18 protein-coding genes are annotated in these 21,777 nt (G+C 46.5%); 12 read left to right on the plus strand and 6 right to left on the minus strand.

The genetic code is table 11. The features are described 5' to 3' along the window. Positions 1 to 103: 103 nt before the first annotated feature. The 10 genes from HRU69_02015 (at position 104) to HRU69_02060 (ending at position 9,188) form a co-directional block, all read left to right on the plus strand. Positions 104 to 1,435: a hypothetical protein gene (locus HRU69_02015; protein ID QOI96325.1), complete on the plus strand. Its 1,332-nt coding sequence runs from the start codon at positions 104 to 106 to the stop codon at positions 1,433 to 1,435. 9 nt (positions 1,436 to 1,444) lie between these two features. Continuing rightward, entirely contained in the window at positions 1,445 to 2,776 is a 1,332-nt protein-coding gene (locus HRU69_02020) for a tetratricopeptide repeat protein (GenBank protein ID QOI96326.1), read from the plus strand. 146 nt (positions 2,777 to 2,922) lie between these two features. Next, a complete protein-coding gene (lptC, locus tag HRU69_02025; protein ID QOI98801.1) occupies positions 2,923 to 3,366 on the plus strand; it encodes an LPS export ABC transporter periplasmic protein LptC in 444 nt (147 codons plus the stop codon). 29 nt (positions 3,367 to 3,395) lie between these two features. After that, positions 3,396 to 3,551 (plus strand): hypothetical protein, encoded by a 156-nt coding sequence (locus HRU69_02030; protein ID QOI96327.1) that lies wholly within the window; start codon positions 3,396 to 3,398, stop codon positions 3,549 to 3,551. Continuing rightward, complete coding sequence (locus HRU69_02035; protein QOI96328.1) at positions 3,551 to 4,831, plus strand: HlyC/CorC family transporter; 1,281 nt, start codon at positions 3,551 to 3,553, stop codon at positions 4,829 to 4,831. Before HRU69_02030 ends, HRU69_02035 begins: the two co-directional genes overlap by 1 nt. A gap of 116 nt (positions 4,832 to 4,947) precedes the next feature. Continuing rightward, positions 4,948 to 7,050: a peptidylprolyl isomerase gene (locus tag HRU69_02040; protein ID QOI96329.1), complete on the plus strand. Its 2,103-nt coding sequence runs from the start codon at positions 4,948 to 4,950 to the stop codon at positions 7,048 to 7,050. Between the two features lie 38 nt (positions 7,051 to 7,088). Beyond that, positions 7,089 to 7,352 (plus strand): DUF493 family protein, encoded by a 264-nt coding sequence (locus tag HRU69_02045; protein QOI96330.1) that lies wholly within the window; start codon positions 7,089 to 7,091, stop codon positions 7,350 to 7,352. Positions 7,353 to 7,401: 49 nt separating this feature from the next. Next, positions 7,402 to 7,638: a 4a-hydroxytetrahydrobiopterin dehydratase gene (locus HRU69_02050; GenBank protein QOI96331.1), complete on the plus strand. Its 237-nt coding sequence runs from the start codon at positions 7,402 to 7,404 to the stop codon at positions 7,636 to 7,638. After that, on the plus strand, positions 7,638 to 8,318 hold the full coding sequence (gene rsmI, locus HRU69_02055; GenBank protein ID QOI96332.1) for a 16S rRNA (cytidine(1402)-2'-O)-methyltransferase: 681 nt from the start codon (positions 7,638 to 7,640) through the stop codon (positions 8,316 to 8,318). The genes HRU69_02050 and rsmI overlap by 1 nt, the downstream gene beginning before the upstream one ends. 75 nt (positions 8,319 to 8,393) lie before the next feature. Further along, positions 8,394 to 9,188, plus strand: coding sequence for an inositol monophosphatase (locus tag HRU69_02060; protein QOI96333.1), 795 nt, complete (start codon positions 8,394 to 8,396; stop codon positions 9,186 to 9,188). A 62-nt stretch (positions 9,189 to 9,250) separates the two neighbouring features. Here the strand turns inward: HRU69_02060 and HRU69_02065 are convergent, their stop codons facing one another. Next, positions 9,251 to 11,656 carry an ABC transporter permease gene (locus HRU69_02065; protein ID QOI96334.1) on the minus strand — a complete coding sequence of 802 codons (2,406 nt, stop codon included), beginning with the start codon at positions 11,654 to 11,656 and terminating at the stop codon, positions 9,251 to 9,253. A gap of 407 nt (positions 11,657 to 12,063) precedes the next feature. Between HRU69_02065 and HRU69_02070 the strand changes: the two genes are divergently transcribed. Continuing rightward, complete coding sequence (locus tag HRU69_02070; GenBank protein QOI96335.1) at positions 12,064 to 12,234, plus strand: FeoB-associated Cys-rich membrane protein; 171 nt, start codon at positions 12,064 to 12,066, stop codon at positions 12,232 to 12,234. Position 12,235: 1 nt separating this feature from the next. On the opposite strand, the gene HRU69_02075 is transcribed toward HRU69_02070, so the two are convergent. Next, positions 12,236 to 13,258, minus strand: a complete 1,023-nt coding sequence (locus HRU69_02075) for an SPASM domain-containing protein (protein ID QOI96336.1) — start codon at positions 13,256 to 13,258, stop codon at positions 12,236 to 12,238. Positions 13,259 to 13,330: 72 nt separating this feature from the next. Between HRU69_02075 and HRU69_02080 the strand changes: the two genes are divergently transcribed. Further along, entirely contained in the window at positions 13,331 to 14,491 is a 1,161-nt protein-coding gene (locus HRU69_02080; GenBank protein QOI96337.1) for a DUF4105 domain-containing protein, read from the plus strand. Here HRU69_02080 and HRU69_02085 read toward each other — a convergent pair. The 4 genes from HRU69_02085 to HRU69_02100 all read right to left on the minus strand — a co-directional run bounded on the left by HRU69_02085 (position 14,376) and on the right by HRU69_02100 (position 21,593). Then, on the minus strand, positions 14,376 to 15,785 hold the full coding sequence (locus HRU69_02085; GenBank protein QOI96338.1) for a HAMP domain-containing histidine kinase: 1,410 nt from the start codon (positions 15,783 to 15,785) through the stop codon (positions 14,376 to 14,378). The genes HRU69_02080 and HRU69_02085 overlap by 116 nt on opposite strands. A gap of 70 nt (positions 15,786 to 15,855) precedes the next feature. After that, a complete protein-coding gene (gene lpdA / locus HRU69_02090) occupies positions 15,856 to 17,253 on the minus strand; it encodes a dihydrolipoyl dehydrogenase (protein QOI96339.1) in 1,398 nt (465 codons plus the stop codon). A gap of 72 nt (positions 17,254 to 17,325) precedes the next feature. Next, complete coding sequence (odhB, locus tag HRU69_02095; protein ID QOI96340.1) at positions 17,326 to 18,837, minus strand: 2-oxoglutarate dehydrogenase complex dihydrolipoyllysine-residue succinyltransferase; 1,512 nt, start codon at positions 18,835 to 18,837, stop codon at positions 17,326 to 17,328. Positions 18,838 to 18,869: 32 nt separating this feature from the next. Further along, complete coding sequence (locus HRU69_02100) at positions 18,870 to 21,593, minus strand: 2-oxoglutarate dehydrogenase E1 component (GenBank protein QOI96341.1); 2,724 nt, start codon at positions 21,591 to 21,593, stop codon at positions 18,870 to 18,872. Between the last annotated feature and the right edge of the window lie 184 nt (positions 21,594 to 21,777).

The following is a 21,777-nucleotide window of genomic DNA, read 5'->3' on the forward strand; positions in this document are numbered from 1 at the left end:
TAACTCCACCAGCAGCGCGTTAACCAAGCATCAGTTACCTGTCAGGTATTCGGAAATTCCGGGGTTTCCGGTTTTTTTGAAAACAATTTTAAAGCATTCATATTTGCGTGCCCAAAAAGTAGAAATAGTGATAATTGCGCGTTTTGTCCCGGTGATTGCCATAAAATTCGGTTTAAGCACATTTATTTTAATATTGCTACTTACCGCAGCCTTTGGCCAGGCTGCCCGTTCGCCATTTTCTACATTTGGTATTGGTGAGCCATACGGCAGTTCGCTTATCCATAATCAGGGTATGGCCGGCACCGGAGTAGCCCAGCCACAATACTGGTTTCTGAATAATCAAAACCCGGCCCTGCTTGTATTTAATTACTACACCGTTATTGCAAGTGGGCTGTTGGTTGAATCAAAAACCATTCAAGGCGACACAACCAATGTTAAAAGTACCGGAGGTAACCTGAACTACCTGGCAGCGGCCTTTCCTGTGAAGCCGGGTAAATGGACAACCTCGGTTGGATTGATGCCCTTTACGAATGTGAATTATAAATTTATTTACTACGACTCCGTTCGCGACAACAACAATAATGTAGTGGATACTATTGCGGTTCAGGAGCAGGGCAGTGGTGGATTGAACCAGCTTTATTGGAGCAACGGCTACCGCCTTCATAAAAACTGGGCAATTGGTTTAAAGGCGGCATACATATTTAGTTCGATAGAAAACGATTTTGCGAACACCCTCATCAATGTTAATCAACCCGTTCCATTTTTAATTGCTGTGAAAGAGCAAACTTATGTAAACGATTTCCAGTTTACCGGTGGTTTGTCTTTCAGCAAAGATTCACTTGGTAAGAGAAACAACATTATTGTGAGTGCCGGGCTTACTTACAGTTTCGCTTCTAACCTGAAGGCTCGTAAAACCACAACCTATGAACGCAGAACGGCCTCGGGCAATCCGCTTACGTTGGACACCCTGGTTACATATCGAGGCAAAATATCAATCCCCAGCGGTTTGCAGGCTGGCTTCTCTGTTAGCAAATCGGCCAACTGGTCGGCCGCGGTAGAGTTTGGCATGCAAAACTGGGCTGACTTTAACAGCCTGAACGAAGACGATTTAGGCAGCCTGGGCAGAGCCTGGCGGGTGGCCTTTGGGGGAGAATATACCCCTGACTACCTTTCAAGCAGATTTTTTGACCGGGTTACCTACCGGGCCGGCTTTAAACTGGAGCACTACCCATTTTTAATTAATAATAACCAGCTTAAGGATTTTGGCATTAATTTTGGGTTTTCATTGCCTGCAGGCCGTTCAAGTATTGATTTGGCCTTTAGTACAGGAAAAAGAGGCAACCGATCAGAAAACGTACTCGAAGAAACCTATTTCAAAGTTTACTTCGGGCTTACATTTAATGATCAATGGTTTGTTCGAAGAAAGTTTGACTAGTAAAACAATATGAAAAACACCGTAGTAAAATTACTGATTACCGGTTTGTTCGGTTCCTTTACACTGACTAACGCTTTTGCCCAATGCAAAGAGTGGGCTTTCAGCGATGGCGAGGCCAAAGCTATTGAGCAGGAGAAGGTTACGCTGTACACCGATGCCAAAAGCAATAACAACTTTAAAGCAGCACTACCTCCGCTGAACTGGTTACTGAAGAATAACCCCAAACTGAATACCAGTATTTATATTAATGGTGCTGAAATATTTGATAAAGTGGCCAGTGCCGAGACCGACCCGGCAAAAAAGAGGGTTTACATTGATTCGCTGTTACTCATTCATGACCTGCGCATCGCCAACTGTGGCGAAGAGGCACCGGTAACCAACCGAAAGGCACTCATGGCAGCAAAATATTATGCCAATGAAAATGGTAAAGAGGCCTATGTACTGTCGCTCATGGATAAAGCCATCGAACTGAACGGTAACAATACGCTTGACGGGACCCTGATTCCGTATATGCAGTCCACCAAGATTAACAAACTGAAACTGAAGACACTTACAGACGAACAAGTGCTTGAACGCTATGACAAGGTAATGTCCATTATTGATGCCAAAATCAAAAAAGCACGCAGCGAAGGTAAGCCCGTTGATAAACTAGAGACCATGAAGGGCGATGTTGACAAAGTATTGTTTAGTATGGTAACTGTTAACTGCGACTTTGTGCGTAAAAACCTCGGACCAAAATTCAAGGCAAATCCGGCCGATATAGGCAATGCCAAAAAAATATTTGCCTTCATGCTGCAGGATAAATGTACTGATGACCCGCTGTGGCTTGAAGCGGCTGAGGCCATTCACAAAGTGGAAAAGGACTTTGGCTTGGCCAAGAACCTGGCCATCCGTTACCTTGCTGCTGAGAACTATGCTAAAGCCGAACAACTCTTCAAAGAAGCACTGGAACTGGCCCCGACAAATTCCGACAAGGCCGATATGATGATCTATTTAGGGGCTATTGAAGCCAAAAACGGCAATAAACCGGGTGCCCGTGAGTTATACCGGCAGGCATTAGCAGCCGATGGAGCAAAGAAAGAAGCTTATGAAAAAATCGGTGACCTGTACTATCAAAGTTTTTCCGATTGCGCCAAGAAAGAAAACATGGCGGCTGACAGGCTGGTATATATAGCTGCGTTTGAAATGTATCAGCGGGCGGGCGATGCCAAGAAAATGGCCATGGCCAAAGACCAGTTCCCTTCCAAGGAAGATATCTTCCTGGTGAACTGGTCAGCTGGTGAAACCCAGCGTGTAGGATGCTGGATTAATGAAAGCGTTACCGTAAAAACACGCGATTAATCTGAGCAAGAAGCATCAGAGAGGTCATAGTTAAAATACTATGACCTCTTGTTTTTTATATGAAACACCTAAGCACAATACTCATGCTGCTTACCCTGGCGTGTAGCACCAACGAAAACACCCAGCCCCTGCTTTACGAAGGGCCCCTGCGTGAGGCTGAGCATGTAGAGATGTTTTACAGCGAAGCCCAGGTTGTAAAGGTAAAAATGCTGGCCGACCTGGTGTATGAATTTCAAAATGGCGACCGGGAATTTCCAAAAGGCATTTACCTTGAATTTTTTGACGAAACAGGCAACCTTTCTTCCACCCTGCGTGCCAACCACGCCTACTACTTTAAAAACGAAGATCAATGGCGTGCCCGCGGAAAAGTAGAGGTTATTAACCTGGCCAAAAACGAACAATTAAATACAGAAGAACTTTTCTGGCGACCAACCAAAGAAGAAATCCATACCGAAAGTTTTGTTACCATCCGCATGCAGAACGAGGTTATTTATGGCGAAGGCCTTGAGGCCAAGCAGGATATGTCCTCCTACACTATAAAAAAACCCCAGGGTGAGTTTACCATCGAAGAAAACGAAACACCCCGCTGACCCTGCAAAATCCCTATCTTTGCCGTTCGATGAAACTACCGGACGTTATCCTCCTTTCGCTGGCGGCTGCACTACTGATTATCGGTATCCACCAGGTGATGACGGCCGGCATTGGTAATGCCTACTGGATACTGATGATCGCATCGGCCTTGTTCCTGGTTTACACGTATCGAAAAAGAAAGTGATGGATCCGGGATTACTTCCGTATATCGCCCTGTCGCTGATCTTTTCCTTTTTCTTCTCAGGGATTGAAATCGCCTACCTGTCGGCCAACAAACTACAACTGGAGCTTCAGGGCAAACAGGGCTCGCTGGCCGGCCGGATTTTTACAAAGTTCATCCGCAAACCTTCCATGTTTATTGGTACAACGCTTGTAGGCAATACCATCGCGCTTGTATTTTATGGAATCTTCATGGCCCAGCTGCTCGAACCGCTGTTACAGGTTTGGCTACCGCAAGCCCTGCTGAACGAGGCTTTTGTAATGATTGTGCAGGTGTTCCTGTCTACCGTCATCGTTTTGGTAACAGCCGAATTTCTGCCAAAAAGCATCTTTCTGAGCAATCCCAATTTCTGGCTAACAGCCCTGGCGGTTCCTTTCAACATTGTCTATTACGTGCTTTACCCATTCGTTACCACAGTAGTGGCCTTGTCACGGTTCGTAATCATTCATCTCTTTCGTGTGCCGTATTCCGATGAACGCCCGGTGTACGGATTAACCGACCTGAATAATTACCTGAAGAGCATGATGAAGGTAAAGCACGAGGATGAAGATGTTACACTCGATAAAAAGATATTCCATAATGCGCTTGAGTTCAAATCGGTAAAAGTGCGGGACTGCATGATTCCACGAACCGAAATTGTTGCTGTTGACTTGCAGGATGGTATTACGAGCCTGAGAAAAGCATTTGTTGAAAGTGGCCACTCAAAAATTCTGGTTTACAAAGATTCGATTGACGAGGTTATTGGTTACTGCCACTCGTCAGGGCTGTTTAAAAAGCCGAACACCATCGAAGAAATGCTTACCCCCATCATCACCGTTTCGGAAACCACACTGGCCAACGAACTGATGCTTCGGTTTATCCACGAGCGGAAAAGCCTGGCTGTAGTGGTTGATGAATTTGGAGGAACATCCGGCATTGTAAGCATGGAAGACGTTATTGAAGAAATATTCGGTGAAATTGAAGACGAACACGACCAGGATGACCTGGTGGAGCAGAAGCTTGACGAGACAACCTGGCTGCTGAGTGCCCGGTTGGAAATTGATTACCTGAATGAAACCTATGGATGGAGGCTTCCGGCCGGTGAATATGAAACCCTGGGCGGCCTTATTCTTGCCTATGCCGAAGACATTCCCCAGGCAGGCGAAACCATCCAGGTACCTCCTTTTACCTTCACCATTCAGTCAACCCTTGATAACCGGATTGATACCATCAAACTGACACTTTCAGGCCCTGCTGGGGATTAAATCAATCGACTCAGAATCAGGTTATTAACCACTTGAGGATTCCGGAAAACGAATTTCCCTGGCCGTTTTGCCATTGGAAAAACTGGGTTAAATTTGCGGTCTTTAAAATTTACGATATGGCATTTATTGGCAAGTTGCGGGATAAGATGGGCACCTGGGTAGTGGTTTTTGTGTTCGTGGCTATTTCTGCATTTATACTGGGCGATTTATTGGGCAACAACTCGGTTTTGTTTGATCGCAACGATGTTGGCGAGATTGCGGGCCACACGGTTTCGCTGGAGGAATTTCAGCAGGCCGTTCGCGAACGCGAAGCCAGTTATATCCTCAACTTCAACCGCCAGCCGGGCGACCGCGAAATGATCACCCTTCGTCAGCAGGCGTGGGAAATGCTTATCCTGCGTTACGCCATTCAGAAAGAATATGCCAAAGTAGGGGTTGTGGTTTCTGATGATGAAGTGGTGGACATGATTACCGGAAAAAACGTGGATGAAAGCATTAAGCAATCGTTCATCAACCAGCAAACCGGTCAGTTCGACCGGGCCCAATTGGGCGCTTATATCAGCCAACTAAAAGCCATGCCCGAAGGCTCAGAGGCACGCGTTCGCTGGGAAATATTTGAACGTGAGTTGCGGCCGGCCCGTGAACGCCTGAAATATGAAAATCTCCTTATTAAAAGTGCATACGTAACTGCAGCCCAGGCCGAGTTTGATTACCACATGCAAAACGATGTGGCTGAAGTAAAGTACCTGTTTGTACCGTACTACTCGGTAAGCGATACAACTATTACCATTACCGATGACGACCTGAAAGCTTATTACAACAAGAACAAGGAAAAATATAAAGCCGAACACACACGCGATTTAAAATATGTTTCTTTTCCTGTGCTGCCTTCGGCTGATGACACCCTGGCTATTAAAGAAGAAATTACCCGCCTGGCTGCCGAACTGAAGACTGCCGACAATGATTCGGTTTTTGCTACATTAAATACCGATGGCAGCAACGCCTACGCAAAATACACCCCGGCAAACCTGCCCGACTTTGTAACTACCGCTGACTTGGTGCCCGGTAATGTAGTTGGGCCATTTATTGATGATTCCTCCTACAAAGTTTTTAAAGTATCCAAAACGGGTACCGACACCACCTATAGCGCACGTGCCAGCCACATTCTCATCCGGTGGGAAAACGATACGGATGCCGCAAAAAAAGAAGCTAAGGAAAAAGCAAGAACCATTCTTAAAGACATTAAAGCCGGTGCCAGCTTTGCCGAAAAAGCCCGCGAATTCGGAACAGACGGCACAGCAACGCAAGGTGGTGACCTGGGTTGGTTTACCAGCGGCCAAATGGTAAAACCCTTTCAGGATGCCGTTTTCGGTGCTACCAAAAAAGGTGCGCTTAACGATGTGGTCGAAACGGAATTCGGCTACCACATTATTGATGTTACCGAAGTAAAAGATAACCGCTACTACACACTGGCCATAATCGAACGCGAAATTACACCCGGTGATGCCTCTATTAACGAAACCCTGCGAAAGGCTGAAATGTTTGCCGCAGACCTGGAGGGTGTTGACAATTTTACCGAACGGGCCGCTAAAGAAGGATATACAGTACAGGAAGCCACTAACATTGGTGCTGCCGAAAGGCGGGTGGGTACCCTGGGCGATGCCCGCCAGATTGTTACCTGGTTATTCCGCGATGCAAAAACAGGCAAAGTATCCGATGCCTTTGACCTGCAGGACAAGTATGCCGTAGTGGTGATGACCGGTGAAATTGAAAAAGGAATTAAACCTTTCAGTCTGGTAAAAAATGAAATCAAACCGGCCGTGCTCAACGAACTAAAAGGAAAGAAAATAACTGAGAAACTGAACAGTCTGAATGGCAGCCTTGATGAAATAGCCACCAATTACGGACGCGATGCCGCAGTGTATTCCAACAGCAGTTTAAAACTCAATACCAATACAATGACTTCTGTTGGGTTTGACCCGGCTGCCGTTGGTGTTGCCTTTTCACTGGAAGGTGGCCAGCGCTCCAAACCCTTTGCCGGTGAAAGCGGTGTGATTATTATTGAAATGCAAAACAAAACCATCGCGCCCTCCATTGGCGACTACACCATGTTTAAAAACCAACTGGAGCAAACGGCCAACCGAACCAATAGTTTTAATATAGCGGAGGCCATCAAGGAAGCTGCCAACATTGAGGATAAGCGATACAAGTTTTATTAATTGAAATTATCAGGCCCCGAAAGGGGCCTGCGTTTTTTATGGACCAGGAGGCCATCCAATCATTCCGGCTTAAACTCGACCAGCACTACCGCTGGCCCTCCCTGTATATGTTTAAGTTCATCGTTCCCAAAGAACGGGCCGAAGAAGTTATTCAGCTTTTTCCGCTGCATACCGGTACACAAAAAAAATCAAGCCAGGGAAAATACATTTCAATAACCATACAAATGATGATGCCCTCCAGCGAAGCCGTTATTGAAGTGTACCGCAAAGCAGCAACCATTGATGGCCTTATTGCCCTTTAATGCTAAAGCACATTTTCTTACATTCGCTGGTCAGCTAAATCAGGCCACCATGTGGAAAGAAGAAAACAACCGCCTTACAAAAACCTTTACGTTCAACAATTTTACCGAAGCATTTGGCTTTATGGCCAAAGTGGCTATTGAGGCTGAGAAAATGAACCACCACCCCACCTGGACGAACACCTGGAACCGCGTAAGTATTGAATTAACTACACACGATGCCGGCAACACCGTTACCGATAAAGACCGAAAGCTGGCCGCTGTTATCGATAAACTTTCGGGCCAGTAATGGAAACAAAAACCGCACTGTTTATTGTGCCTACACCCATCGGTAACCTGGGCGATATTACCCTGCGTGCACTGGAGGTACTTAAATTGGTGGACCTAATCCTGGCTGAGGATACGCGCACCTCCGGGAAACTACTTAAACATTACACTATCGATAAACCACTGCAAAGCTTTCATAATTTTAACGAACACAAAGTTGTTGGCGCACTCATTAAGCGCTTGAAGGAGGGTGAACAGATGGCCCTCATCAGTGATGCAGGCACACCGGGCATTTCCGACCCCGGATTTTTAATTGTACGGGAGGCATTGAAGGCCGGCATAAAAATAGAATGCCTGCCGGGGGCAACGGCTTTTGTACCTGCCCTTATCAAATCAGGCTTGCCCACCGACCGGTTTGTATTTGAGGGGTTCCTCCCGCATAAAAAAGGCCGGCAAACAATGTTGAAAAAACTGGCCACCGAAGAACGAACCATGATTTTTTACGAATCGCCACACCGGCTGGTAAAAACCTTGGAACAGTTTGTTAATACCTTTGGTGCAACAAGACCGGCCTCTGTATCGCGTGAGCTTACCAAATATTACGAAGAAACTGTGAACGGAACTTTGAAAGAAATACATAATCACTTTGCCGGCTCAGAGGTAAAGGGTGAATTGGTTATTGTTGTGGGGGGGCTATCCTGATAAATAACCGGACACAAAAAACTTTTCCTTATTCTCGCGCGTTGGTGATTTATATTTTTGGAATTTAGCCGGCACATGAACCTGGAGGAACTAAAACCGGAAGTCATTAAAATTTGCAAAGAGGTTGGGCAATTCATTCGTGAAGAAGCCCAGGCCTTCGACCGATCGCGCATTGAGTTCAAGCACGGATTTAATAACCTGGTTTCGTATGTTGATAAAGAAGCAGAACAAAAACTTGTTACACAACTAAAGCAACTAATCCCTGGAAGCGGTTTCCTTGCAGAGGAAGGAACCGGTTCATCCGCTCAAAATGAATATAACTGGATTATTGACCCCCTTGACGGCACCACTAATTTTATGCATGGGCTTCCTGTATTTGCCATTAGCGTGGGGTTGGCCAAACACGGAAAGCCTGTTCTGGGTGTGGTGTACGAAGTAAACCGGGATGAGTGCTTCCACGCAACCATCAACAGCCCGGCTTATTGCAACAATCAACCCATCCGGGTTTCGGCAGTAAGCCAGTTAAACGAGAGCCTGCTGGCCACCGGCTTTCCATACAATTATTCGGATAGGAAAGAAAACTACCTGCATATCATCCGGCTTTTCCTGGAAAGAACACACGGTATCCGGAGGCTGGGCAGTGCTGCTATTGATTTGGCTTATGTTGCCTGTGGACGATTTGAAGGCTTTTTTGAATACAACCTCAATGCCTGGGACGTTGCGGCAGGTGCGCTTATTGTACAGCAAGCGGGCGGCATGGTGACCGATTTCAGTGGGGGCAATAATTTTTTGCATGGAGGCGAAATAATCGCGGCCGGAGAAATACATCCGAAAATGCTGGACCTTATACGGTCGCAGTGGTTCAAATAAAGAGGCCTGACGTGTTACCGTCAGGCCTGGCAGAGATGGTCTGAAAAAATTCAGACCTGGGGTTATTCGTAACGAAGTGATTCCACCGGGTTAACCGTGGCCGCTTTAATGGACTTGTAACTCACCGTAACAAGGGCAATAAGAAGAGAAACGCCTATCCCCATCAAAAAAATTGATGGGCCGAGTTCAATCCGGTAGGCAAACTGGTCAAGGTACAACCGGGTAACCCACCAGCCCAGCGGGGCTGCCAGTATAAAACCTATGAGCACCAGCCCGATAAATTCTTTCGAAAATTTAATCACAATGCTTTCCACAGATGCCCCCAGCACCTTTCGCACGCCAATTTCTTTTGTCTTTTGGGCAGCCATAAACGTTACCAGCCCCAATAAGCCCAGGCACCCGATGAAAATGGCCATTGAAGTAAAGATGGTAAGGAGCACAGACATTCTTCGCTCGTTGTCATAGAACTCTTTTATTTGCTGATCCAAAAACTCATAGCTGAAGATGTGATCAGGGTAGGCCTGTTCCCACTTTTCCTGCACTTTTTTAATGACTGATTGGAAATCGGCTGAAGCAATTTTAACCGAAAGGCAGTCGTACCCCCGTATCCGGTTAAACATAATGACCGGCTCAAGGGGTTGCGCCAGCGACATGGTGTGAAAATCATTTACCACGCCCACCACCGGCTTTTTTCGGCCCCACATGGTAATTTCTTTACCAATGATATCCTGCGGGTCAGTTAAACCAACCATCTTTACTAACTTTTCATTCACTACGAAACCCGTGGCTGTATCGCCATCAGCCAGCTTTTCGCCAGCCAGTATCTTCAATTGAAATAAATCGAAGTAACTGTCATCGGCTTGTTTAACTTGTGTAACAAATTCCTCTTGGCGTCCTTCGAAGAAAAAGCCGGTAGATGAAACGTTTCCGGATGCCGGTGGTGAGCTGTTCAGGCTGACTTTTTCGATACCTGAAAAGCCCTGTAACTCATTCTTCAGCGTACGCATTTTACTCACACCATCAGCACCACCCGGGCTTTCGCGCTCCGGTATCGGTACGGAAACAATGGCGTCTCTCTGAAAGCCCAAATCTTTACTTTGAAAATAATCCATCTGGCGGATGATAACGATGGTGCCGATGATGAAGAACTGGGAAATAAAAAATTGAGTTACCACCAGCCCCCTGCGTAACATGTATCCTGAGGAGTTTCGATTGCTAATCAGATTTTTAATAGCGAGTGCCGGCTTAAACCTCGAAACAATAAATGAAGGATACAAGCCGGATAACAGCGATACAATAATAAAAACAGAACCAAGAAATACCCATAAAACAACATCTCCAACAGGGTTAATGGTAAGATTCAAATCGAGAAAAGGGTTAAGAAAACGCAAAGCCAATTGGGCTATGCCCAGCGAAAGCAATACAGCTGCTAACGTAACTAAACTGGTTTCGCCAAGAAACTGCACAATGAGTTGCCCGCGCGTTCCGCCAAGGGATTTTCGGATACCTACTTCTTTCGAACGTTTAATGGCCTCAGCTGTTGTAAGGTTAATGAAGTTAATGCAAGCCGTAACAATCAAAAATACGGCAATAACACTCAGGGCCAGCAATACAGACTTTGATACCGTATTGTAGTTGAGGTTAGAGTAACGGTCATCAAAATGAATTTGAGCCAGCGGCTGAAGCGGGTGTGTGCGTTCAAAGAAATCACCATTCCCCAGGTGCTTTTTTACAAAATCGGGCATACGGGCCTCTATGCTTGCGGGCGATTCGCCCTCTTTTAGCAGGATGTAACATTGTTCATCGCTCCAGATGCTGTTCCAGCCTTTTTCGTCCGATTCCTTTTTTATCGTAGCAAACGAAAGCATAACATCAAATGGAAGATCAGTATTACCGGGAAGGTCTTCCATGATAGCCGTAACGCGGTACTCGCGGTTTTCAAATTTTATTACCTCGTCAATCGCATCCTCTTTGTTGAAATATTTAAGGGCCGACCGTTGCGACAAAATCACTTCGTTGGGTTCATCAAGTCCGGCTTCGGCATTACCATGAATAATCTTTCGGTCAAAAATTTTAAAGAAATTAGGCTGCGCAAAAACGACTCCGCGCGGTTCATCATACTTCTTCTGTTCACCGCTGGGCTGCGGTACGGTAATCAGGCTGCCGGCCCGGTAGGACAAGAAAGTAACCTCCTCCGCTTCGGGGAAATCGGTTTTAAAGGCCTCCGGCAAAACAGCCGGTACCCCCGGTGTGTGATCGTTGCCGTTGTTGCCACGGGTTTGAGTAACTACGCGGTAAATGCGATCGCGCTTAGAATGAAACGTATCAAAACTGGTAGCGTGGCGGATGAGCAGGAAGAGGATGAGCGAACTGGTAATTCCCAGCGTAAGACCCGACAAGTTAATGAGTGCACTGCCTTTATCGCGCCACAGGTTCCGGAAAGCAGTTTTCAGGTAATTTTTAAGCATAGCTAAGAAATTTTGCTCTACCTCATTGCCAAATGAAGTGCCAGTTAAAAACACTGATTATACAGTAAAAATCAGGGTTGTGTAAATCTGCCATGTTCGCATACGCGCTTTTTTGTCCGCAATCGGGCATTTTTATTACTGATAATCCGTAAACAAACCACCAGCTAATACCTCAGCCCAATGATTCTTTGCCTGATACCCCAAAAATGCTTCGCTTAACGGCTCAGCGTAACAAATACACTGCTGTCCTGAGCTCCGCTGCAAGCGGGCGAAGGACCTCTTGTGAAAAGTAGGAGGTAAGTAAATGGACCAGCAAATTGACCAAATTTGAAATACAATAGGTATGTCTCTTGAACTATAGCACTTTCTATTTATCAAAGTTCAGGCAATTCAGTTAACTTTGTGGTGTGCTTCAGAATATAATTATACTACTCTTATTCCTGTCGGCTGTTATTTACCTGGGCCTGCTGGTTTACCGGGCCTTTCAGGCCAAGTCGTGCGCCACGGGTTGCGGCAAGTGTGCGGCAATTGATGTGGATAAAATCGCGAAAGAACTACAAAGCCGGCAGAAGTTCTGAATCAGGCCCATACCTTTGTACCCTCCGTACAGTTCCTACAGATTTCAATTTCCTTTCTTGACTGGAGTAAGGAACTTCTGAACTGCCGGTATTTATCACCAAACCAGATTTGCCGGAACGACTCCTGCGTCAGATCACCAAGCACATGATTAGCGTCTTTATCGAAACAACAGGGTACCACTTTGCCGTCCCAGGTAATTACGCAACTGTGCCACATTTTCCAGCAATGGTTATCGAGGTTGTTCTTTATTGTGTAGGTTCCGTCATCATTTTTTTTGTAGCGCGAATATTTTTCCTGCACGGGTAGTAAATCTGAACCACGGGTATAATCATAAATCTGCGCTGTTTTGAGTAAGACCTGATCAACGCCCAGTTTTTTTGCCAATGTATACACTTCGGGAATTTGGTGTTCGTTGGGTCGCACCACCAGGAACTGAAAAATTACATGCGGAGTTTTGGATTTTAGTTCTTTCTTCATCCGGATAATATTTTTCGTTCCCTCAATCACCTTATCAAGATTACCACCGATACGGTACTGCTGGTACGTGTCCTGCGATGTTCCGTCTATAGAAATGATCAATCGATCCAAGCTGGATTGCACGGTAGTCCGTGCCAGGGCTTCATCCAGGTAATGCGCATTGGTTGACGTGGCCGTATAAATTCCCTTATCAGCGGTATAGCGCACCATGTCAAGAAAGCGCGGATTCAGATAAGGTTCGCCCTGGAAATAAAAGATGAGATACGAAAGCGTAGGCGCCAGTTCATCAATAACCTTTTTAAACAGGTCATCCTTTAACATTCCGGTGGGCCGGGTAAACGATCGTAACCCGCTGGGGCATTCGGGACAGCGGAGGTTGCAACTGGTTGTTGGCTCAATAGCGACACTGATGGGCAATGCAGAGAGAACAGCTTTGCCGGTAATGCGCGACCGATAATAACCCGATAGCACCTGAGTGGCATTCCAGCTTTTTCGGGCGGTTAATTTCCCCGCCAGATTCAGCGCATCCTGTAAGCCTGTAAACATGGCGGTAAGTTAAATGAAAATTAATGGCCGGGCTGGCATTTGTTTTTATCTTTCGGAATCGGTCTTTACCCCATGAGAAAATTTTTCTTACTTCTTATCAGCCTGGTCAGCCTGTCAGCGGGCGCTCAGATTACCTTGTCCGAACGAGCAACCATCTCGGTAATTACCTGCGGACCGGGCCAGAATGAATTATACTCGGCCTTTGGCCATAGCGCTTTCCGTGTAAATGATCCGGGAAATGGTTTTGATTACGCCTTTAATTACGGGGTTTTTGATTTCAATCAGCCTAACTTCTACCTCAACTTTGCCCGCGGACATAATTATTACAAACTGGCCGTGCAGGATTATAAGCGGTTTGAGTATTTCTACATATACTACAACCGGTATGTGCACGAACAAGTGCTTAACCTTACCGCCTGGCAAAAGCAACGGCTGTTCGATTACCTGCAATGGAATGCGCAACCTGAAAATCAGAGCTACCTGTACGATTACTTTTACGACAACTGCGCCACCAAACTACCCGAAATTGTAACCAAGGTTTTTGGCGACTCCGTAACGTTTAATGATTCCCACATCACTACAAGGTACTCTATCCGCCAACTCACCGATCTGTATTTACAATGGCAGCCGTGGGGTGATTTAGGCATTGACATTTGCCTTGGCCTGCCCATGGACAAACGGGCAACCCCCTTCGAGTACATGTTTCTGCCCGATTTTGTGGAAGCCGGTTTCGATAATGCCACGATAAACGGCCAGCCACTGGTAAAGCAAAAAATTATAGTGTACGAGGCACAATCCGAAAATCTTAGTAACGGCCTGTTCACGCCTCGTAACGTTTTCACAGCGCTTGCCGTGCTAATCATGGCCCTATCGGTTTGGGATTACAGGAGAAAGAAACCTTTAAACTGGTTAGATGCCATGCTGTTTGGGATAACCGGTCTCATCGGCTTGTTGCTGCTATTGCTCTGGACAGCCACTGATCATAAGGCTGCAGCCAATAACCTGAACATGCTGTGGGCTTTGCCGACACATTTATTAGCAGCCTTTGCGTTATTCAAACCCCGCAAATGGGTAAGAATTTATTTCCTGATTACGGTTATTCTCAACGGATTGCTGATTACGTTTTGGTGGTGGCTTCCGCAACAGTTGCATTACGCGTTAATTCCGTTGGTGCTTGCACTGGCTGCACGTGCCTTTGTTCGCTACCGTTTTGAATTGCCAATGGGAGCTTAATGATAAACGATGACCCCCGCTCAAATTCAGAAGTAACACGTATAACACCGCCCATTTTCTCTACGGTTTCTTTAACGATATACAGTCCGAGGCCGGAACCTTTTGATTGTTCCGTACCCCGGTAGAACATGTCGAAAATTTTACCAAGCCGGTCTGCCGGAATGCCCTGACCATTATCCGACACCTCAATTTTCAAGTCAGTATCTTCAATTTGGGCTGCCACTTTAACCAACGCATCAGAAGTTTTACGGTGATACTTAATTGCGTTAGAGAGCAGGTTGTTCAGTACAATGGAGAGCCTCCGTTTATCCGTATAAACAGGTTTATCCAGCGCAATCTTCTTCTCGAAACAAATCCCCTGAGCGGATTCTGCAAACCGGTGATTTTCGAAAATATCATTTACCAACCCGTCAAGATCAACAGGTTCATAAACGATTCCCGTACGGGCATTGCGTGCATAATCAATAATATCATGGATAAAATCATCCAGTTTATCGGTCCGGTCTACCATCATGGCCAGGTATTGTTGAATAACTCCGTCTTTAGACTCAAACTGGGCCAGGTTAATTAAACCCTTTATAGACATTAACGGAGCCCGTAAATCGTGTGAGGCACTATACACAAACCGATCGAGTTCATCGTTGGTTTTCTGGAGGCGTGCGTTTTTTTCCTGCACTTCACGGGCAAGCATGACCAATCGTTCTTCTGAGAGGTCATTGGTGCGGGCCATAAACACAATAAAGAATACCAGTACAATAATACTGCTGATGAGATTGATTAAGAACGATCGTTCAACATCCACCACCTGAATATTGAAATCACCAAACAGGCTAAAGTCGGTCAGATGTAACAGAAGAATTAATCCAATTGACGCTGCAACAAAAAATATTCGCAGCAGGTTTTCGGTCGGCTCAAAAATTACGCTGGCCAACCCAATCCAGGCAAAGTAATAGAAATAAATGCCCAATTCTTTCGGAACCAGCGAGCAGTAAACAAAAAAGTAAATATTCAAAAACGTCAGAAGAAAGATGCGGGCTGTTTTATGGAACTCATTTTCATTCAGCAGGTAGGCAACAAAAATAAACACAGCCATAATGGCGTCCATCACGGGCATGAACACCAGGCCATCCACTAAATCTTCGAGGGCATGCAGAATACCGATAACCGCACCAAACAGGGTAAACTGCGAAAGCAAAATAACGCGCTTGTATTTGTAATAGGCCTCGCTGTCTTCTGAAAATTGCCGGCTGTACCGCGACCAGTTTTTCGGCAATAAAATCGACAATGCTTTCATTATACCGTTCAACAAAGCGGCAAAGCTAACCAAACCCTGCCCCTGCAATTGAACATTTTTACACGATTCCTTACATGTGAATCGGCCGGCTGGCCGTGGCTGCCAGACAGGCCTCCTTCACGGCTTCCATATAGGTGGGGTGCGCATGCGACATGCGCGCAACATCCTCAGCCGAGGCCCGGTACTCCATGGCCACCACTCCGGCCGCAATCATATCGGCCGCACGGGCACCAATAATGTGTACGCCCAGTATTTCATCGGTGGTTTTATCGGCCAGAATTTTAACAAAGCCATCCGTATCCATCGAGGCCCGCGCACGCCCAAGCGCCTTGTACGGAAAGTTGCCCACTTTATAGGCCCTGCCCGATTGCTTGAGTTGCTCCTCGGTTTGGCCCACACTGGCCACTTCGGGCCAGGTATACACCACACCGGGTATCAGGTTGTAATTAATGTGCGGCTTTTGCCCGGCCAGTTGCTCGGCTACCAGTATTCCTTCCTCTTCGGCTTTGTGTGCCAGCATGGCCCCGCGAACCACATCGCCTATGGCATAAATAGTATCAACCTTCGTTTTCAGGTGATCATCAACGGGTATCTGTCCCTTCACCGTTTCAATTCCAACTTTCTCCAAACCAAGGCCTTCGGTATAGGGCCTGCGGCCGATACTCACCAGACAATAATCGCCCTTCAGTTCAAGTTGTTTACCGGTTTTGTCTTCGGCTTTCACCACTACTTCCTTACCCTTGTTTTCAACTGCGGTAACCTTATGGCCCAGGTAAATATCCATACCCAGTTTCTTCGCCACCTTTTGCAACTCTTTTCCAAGCGATCCATCCATGGTGGGTATTAAGTTGTCGAGAAATTCAACAACACTAACTTTTGCACCGATGCGGGCATATACCGAACCGAGTTCCATACCGATTACACCTCCGCCAATGACGATCAGGTGCTTGGGTATTTCTTTTAATTCAAGCGCTTCGGTACTGGATATGATTCGCTTTTTATCAAACGGGGCAAACGGAAGCGGTGTTGGCTTTGAACCGGTAGCAATAATCACTTTTTCAGTAGTGATGGTCTTTTGTTTACTATCAGAGGAGGTGATTTGAATTGTATTCTTATCCACAAACGAACCGACACCGGTAAAAACATCAATCTTGTTTTTCTTCATCAGGAAAGCGATACCATCCACATTCGCTTTTACCACACCCGCCTTGCGTTTAATCATCTGGGCGAGGTTGGCCTTTGGTTTTGAGATTTCGATGCCGTGCTCTTCAAACGTATGGCCGGCATTGTAAAAATGTTCGGATGAATCGAGCAACGCCTTTGATGGTATGCACCCCACATTCAGACAAGTTCCTCCCAGGGTGGGATACTTTTCAACGATGGCTGTTTTAAAACCGAGCTGTGCACAGCGGATAGCTGCCACATACCCACCGGGACCAGAACCAATAACAACAACTTTATAATCCATACGATGATTTTTATTTCTAGTAATTTATTTCACTCCCATCTCCCTGAGGTAAAAGAAGGCAGGGGATGAGGGCTAAACCCCCAACACTAACCTTCCCGGGTCTTCCAGCATCTCTTTTACCCGAACCAGAAAACTTACTGATTCGCGCCCGTCAATAATGCGATGGTCATACGACATGGCTACGTACATGACCGGAGTGATTACAATCTGACCGTTTTTAACAACCGGCCGCTCCACAATATTGTGCATACCCAAAATAGCCGACTGTGGCGGATTAATAATGGGCGTTGACAGCATGGACCCAAACACACCTCCGTTGGTTATGGAAAATGTGCCTCCGGTCATTTCTTCAATGGATAGCTTTCCTTCCCTGCCTTTTGCAGCCAGCCTGGCAATTTCTGCTTCAATCTGGTCGAACGATAACGACTCGGCATTGCGGATAACCGGCACCACCAGGCCGCGTGGTGTTGAAACGGCTATAGAAATGTCGCAATAATCATGGTACACAATTTCATCGCCATCTATCTGGGCATTCACCGCAGGCCACTCCTTCAGCGCCTGGCAAACCGCCTTGGTAAAGAACGACATGAAGCCCAGGCCTACGCCATATTTCTCCTTGAATTTGTCCTTGTACTTCGCGCGCATATCCATAATAGGCTTCATATCCACTTCGTTAAAGGTGGTGAGCATGGCCGTTTCATTTTTTACAGCCACGAGCCTGCGCGCAATGGTTTTGCGCAGCGAAGTCATTTTTTCTCTGCGCTGATTACGCGATCCTCCACCGGCAATAACCGGTGGGCCTGAAGACGCTGCCGGCTGTTTGGCCGGTTCAGCCTTAGCCGATGGCTGGGCTTTCAGGGCATCTTCTTTGGTAATGCGACCTCCCACACCGGTACCGGCTACCTGGCTGGCGGGTATGCCTTTCTCATCGAGGATTTTTCCGGCTGCGGGTGAAGGATGACCGGCAGCATACGATTTATCTCCTGATGAAACCGTTGTGGCTGCAGAAGCAGGTGTAGCTGCTGAGGTGACAGGTGCGCCTTCCATCACTTCGATTTTGCAAATCAACCCACCAATGGGCAGTGTTTCTTTTTCTTTAGCAACGATTCGTAAAATACCGTTAGCTTCGGCAGGTAATTCAAACGTGGCTTTATCGGACTCCACTTCGGCAATTACTTCATCAAGTTGAATGTAATCACCATCCTTTTTCAGCCAGGTTGAGATGGTAACCTCGGTAATTGATTCGCCAACCGCGGGTACTTTCATTTCTTTAACAGCGCCCGTTGCTTTTGTGGCAGCTTCAGGATTCTTCGCTACCGGTTTATTTTCCTTTGCAACTGGTTTACCTGCCGATTCTTCAATCTCACAAATCAATTCACCAATCGGCACGCTTTCACCTTGCTGCTTTTTTATGCGAAGCACTCCGGCTGCCGGGGCAGTTAACTCAAAGGTTGCTTTGTCCGATTCCAGTTCGGCAATTACTTCATCCATCTGCACCACATCGCCATCTTTCTTAGTCCAGTTGGCAACGGTCACTTCAGTGATAGACTCGCCTACGGTAGGCACTTTTACCTGAATAGCCATAGTTTAATTTTAGATTGGTTGATTGAAGATTTTTAGATTTCAAATGCCTGTGTGATGATCTTCTCCTGCTCGGTTTTATGAAGTTTAGAGTAACCCGTTGCAGGCGAGGCACTCGACTTCCGGGCAACCACTTTCCACTTTTCATCGGGCATAAACCGGTGGATATACGCCCAATAACCCATGTTGTACGGCTCCTCCTGTGCCCAGATCATCTCTACATTTTTGTATCTCTTCAGCACCGTCTGAAGCTGGTGTTTCGGGAACGGATACAGTTGCTCCAGGCGGATGATAGCCGTGTCTTTGATTTTCTTTTTCTGTTGATATTCCTGCAATTCAAAGAACAACTTGCCGGTGCAAAGTACAACCCGCTTCACATCTTTTGGATTTGCGTTAGGATCATCAAATACCTCGACAAACGATCCGGTAGTAAACTCCTTCAAAGGTGACACAACACCCGGATGGCGCAATAACGATTTGGGCGAGAATACCACGCAGGGTTTACGGAATTCCCACTTCATCTGCCTGCGTAACAAATGAAAATAATTCGCTGCCGAAGTCATGTTGGCCACCACCATGTTCAATTCAGAGGCCTGCTGCAGAAAACGTTCCGGCCGGGCGCTGGAGTGCTCCGGTCCCTGCCCTTCATAGCCATGCGGCAACAAAAGCACCAATCCGTTTTGCCGCTGCCATTTCGATTCGGCACTGGTAATAAACTGGTCGATAATTACTTGTGCTCCGTTTACAAAATCGCCAAACTGGGCTTCCCATATTACCAACGCATGTGGTGTAGCCAATGCATAGCCATATTCAAAGCCCATTACGCCAAATTCTGAGAGTAATGAATTGTACATGTGCAACCTGGCCTGGTCGGCACTGATGTGGTTCAGCCCACAATACGATTCGTTGGTATTTACATCCCAGAAATAGGCATGCCGATGGGAGAACGTGCCGCGCTTTACATCCTGGCCTGACATGCGCACGATATACTTTTCGGTGAGCAGCGAACCAAAAGCCAGCAATTCAGCTTCGGCCCACCCCAGGGCCTTGGTTTCGAAAAAAGCATCTTTTCTATCTTTCAGCAGTTTTTCAATCTGCTTTATCGGTTTAAAGCCCTCCGGAATGGTGGTAAGCGCTTTGCCGACCTTATCGATAACTGCCTGGGAGATGGCCGTGTTCGGTGACTTATCAAAATCTTCGGCAACCGCTTTGCGCATAGTTTGCCACTCCTCCTCGCGCTCCTGAAATTTATAAGGCAGCGATTTTTGCTTTACCTCATTAAGCCGATCCTGCAACTGGTTACGGAAGTTTTTATCCATCTCATCGGCCAGTGCCGCATCCACACCGCTGCTGGCGAGTTTCTTTACATACACTTCGCGCGGGTTGGGATGTTTGGCAATCAGGCTGTACAATTTTGGCTGCGTAAACTTCGGCTCATCGCTTTCGTTATGCCCGTGCCTGCGGTAGCAGAGCATATCAATAAAAATATCTTTACCAAACCGCTGTCGGTATTCCACTGCCAGGTTGGCGGCAAAGGTTACAGCCTCGGCATCATCACCATTTACATGCAACACGGGTGCGTCAATAATTTTCGCCACATCGGTACAATAAATCGCTGTGCGGGCATCATCATAGTCGGTTGTAAAGCCTACCTGGTTGTTGATAACAAAGTGAATGGTGCCGCCTGTAGTATATCCCGGTAAGCCGGACATCTGCACCACTTCATAAACTATGCCCTGGCCGGCAATAGCCGCATCGCCATGAATGAGGATGGCCATAGCCTGCTTCAGGTTGCCATTGTATTCGTCATCAATCTGGCCGCGGGTATAGCCAACCACCAGCGGATCAACCGCCTCAAGGTGCGATGGGTTGGGTGTTAGTTTAACATAAATCTTCTTGCCCGAAGGCGTATCAATACGGCTGGCATAACCCAGGTGATATTTCACATCCCCATCGCCCATGGTGGCATCGGGATTAACCTGCCCTTCGAACTCGGTAAAAATTTGTTCGTAGGTTTTACCCAGAATATTGGCCAGCACATTCAACCGACCGCGGTGCGCCATGCCTATCACAACCTCCTTTACATCCAGTTCGGCTGCCTTATTGATAATGGCCTGCAAACCGGGAATGGTGTTCTCTCCTCCTTCCAGCGAAAAGCGCTTCTGCCCCAAAAACTTGGTGTGTAAAAAATTTTCAAATACAACTGCTTCATTCAGTTTACCAAGAATGCGTTTCTTCTCTTCCAGATCAGGATTATGATTGTAGTACTCCGTTTCGCACTTATTGAAAAACCATTGGCGAATATCATCGTTGCGGATGTAGTTGTATTCAAACCCGATGGTGCCGAGATAAACCTTTTTGAGCTTTTCAACAATGTTCCGCAACGTGGTGCGCTTCATGCCGATTTCAGCGGCCACATCAAACTCGGTATCCAGATCAGCATCCGACAATCCAAAAAACTTCAGGTCGAAGTGAACATTGTGATTCCTTCGCTCCCGCACCGGGTTGGTTTTAGAAGCCAGGTGCGCAAATGATCGATAGGCAAAAATCAGGTTCCGTACCTGGGTTTCTTTTATCGAATGCGTGTCGGTGCCCGCAACAGCACCACCGTTTTCACCATACCGTTGGATTGAAAATTCATATCCTTCAAAAAATTTCTGCCAGGTGAGGTCGACTGAAGTGGGATCGGATTTATAATTCTGGTAGAGCTGGTCAAGGTAGCTGACATCAGCATTGGAGATATAAGAATACTTATCCATAGTTGCAGGATTTGGATGGGGTATCAAATGTATCGAACCCAATCAGCAATTAAAAATTGAATACTCGTTTGAGCAATTATTTATTCATAAAAATGCTTTAGGCCCTTTCGGGGATACGGGTTGGCATAACTGAAAAAAGGCCTATATTTGCAGCCTTTATTAACCGGACGAGATCCAAAAACAA

The organism is Flammeovirgaceae bacterium, from assembly GCA_015180985.1.
Classification (GTDB): domain Bacteria; phylum Bacteroidota; class Bacteroidia; order Cytophagales; family Cyclobacteriaceae; genus UBA2336.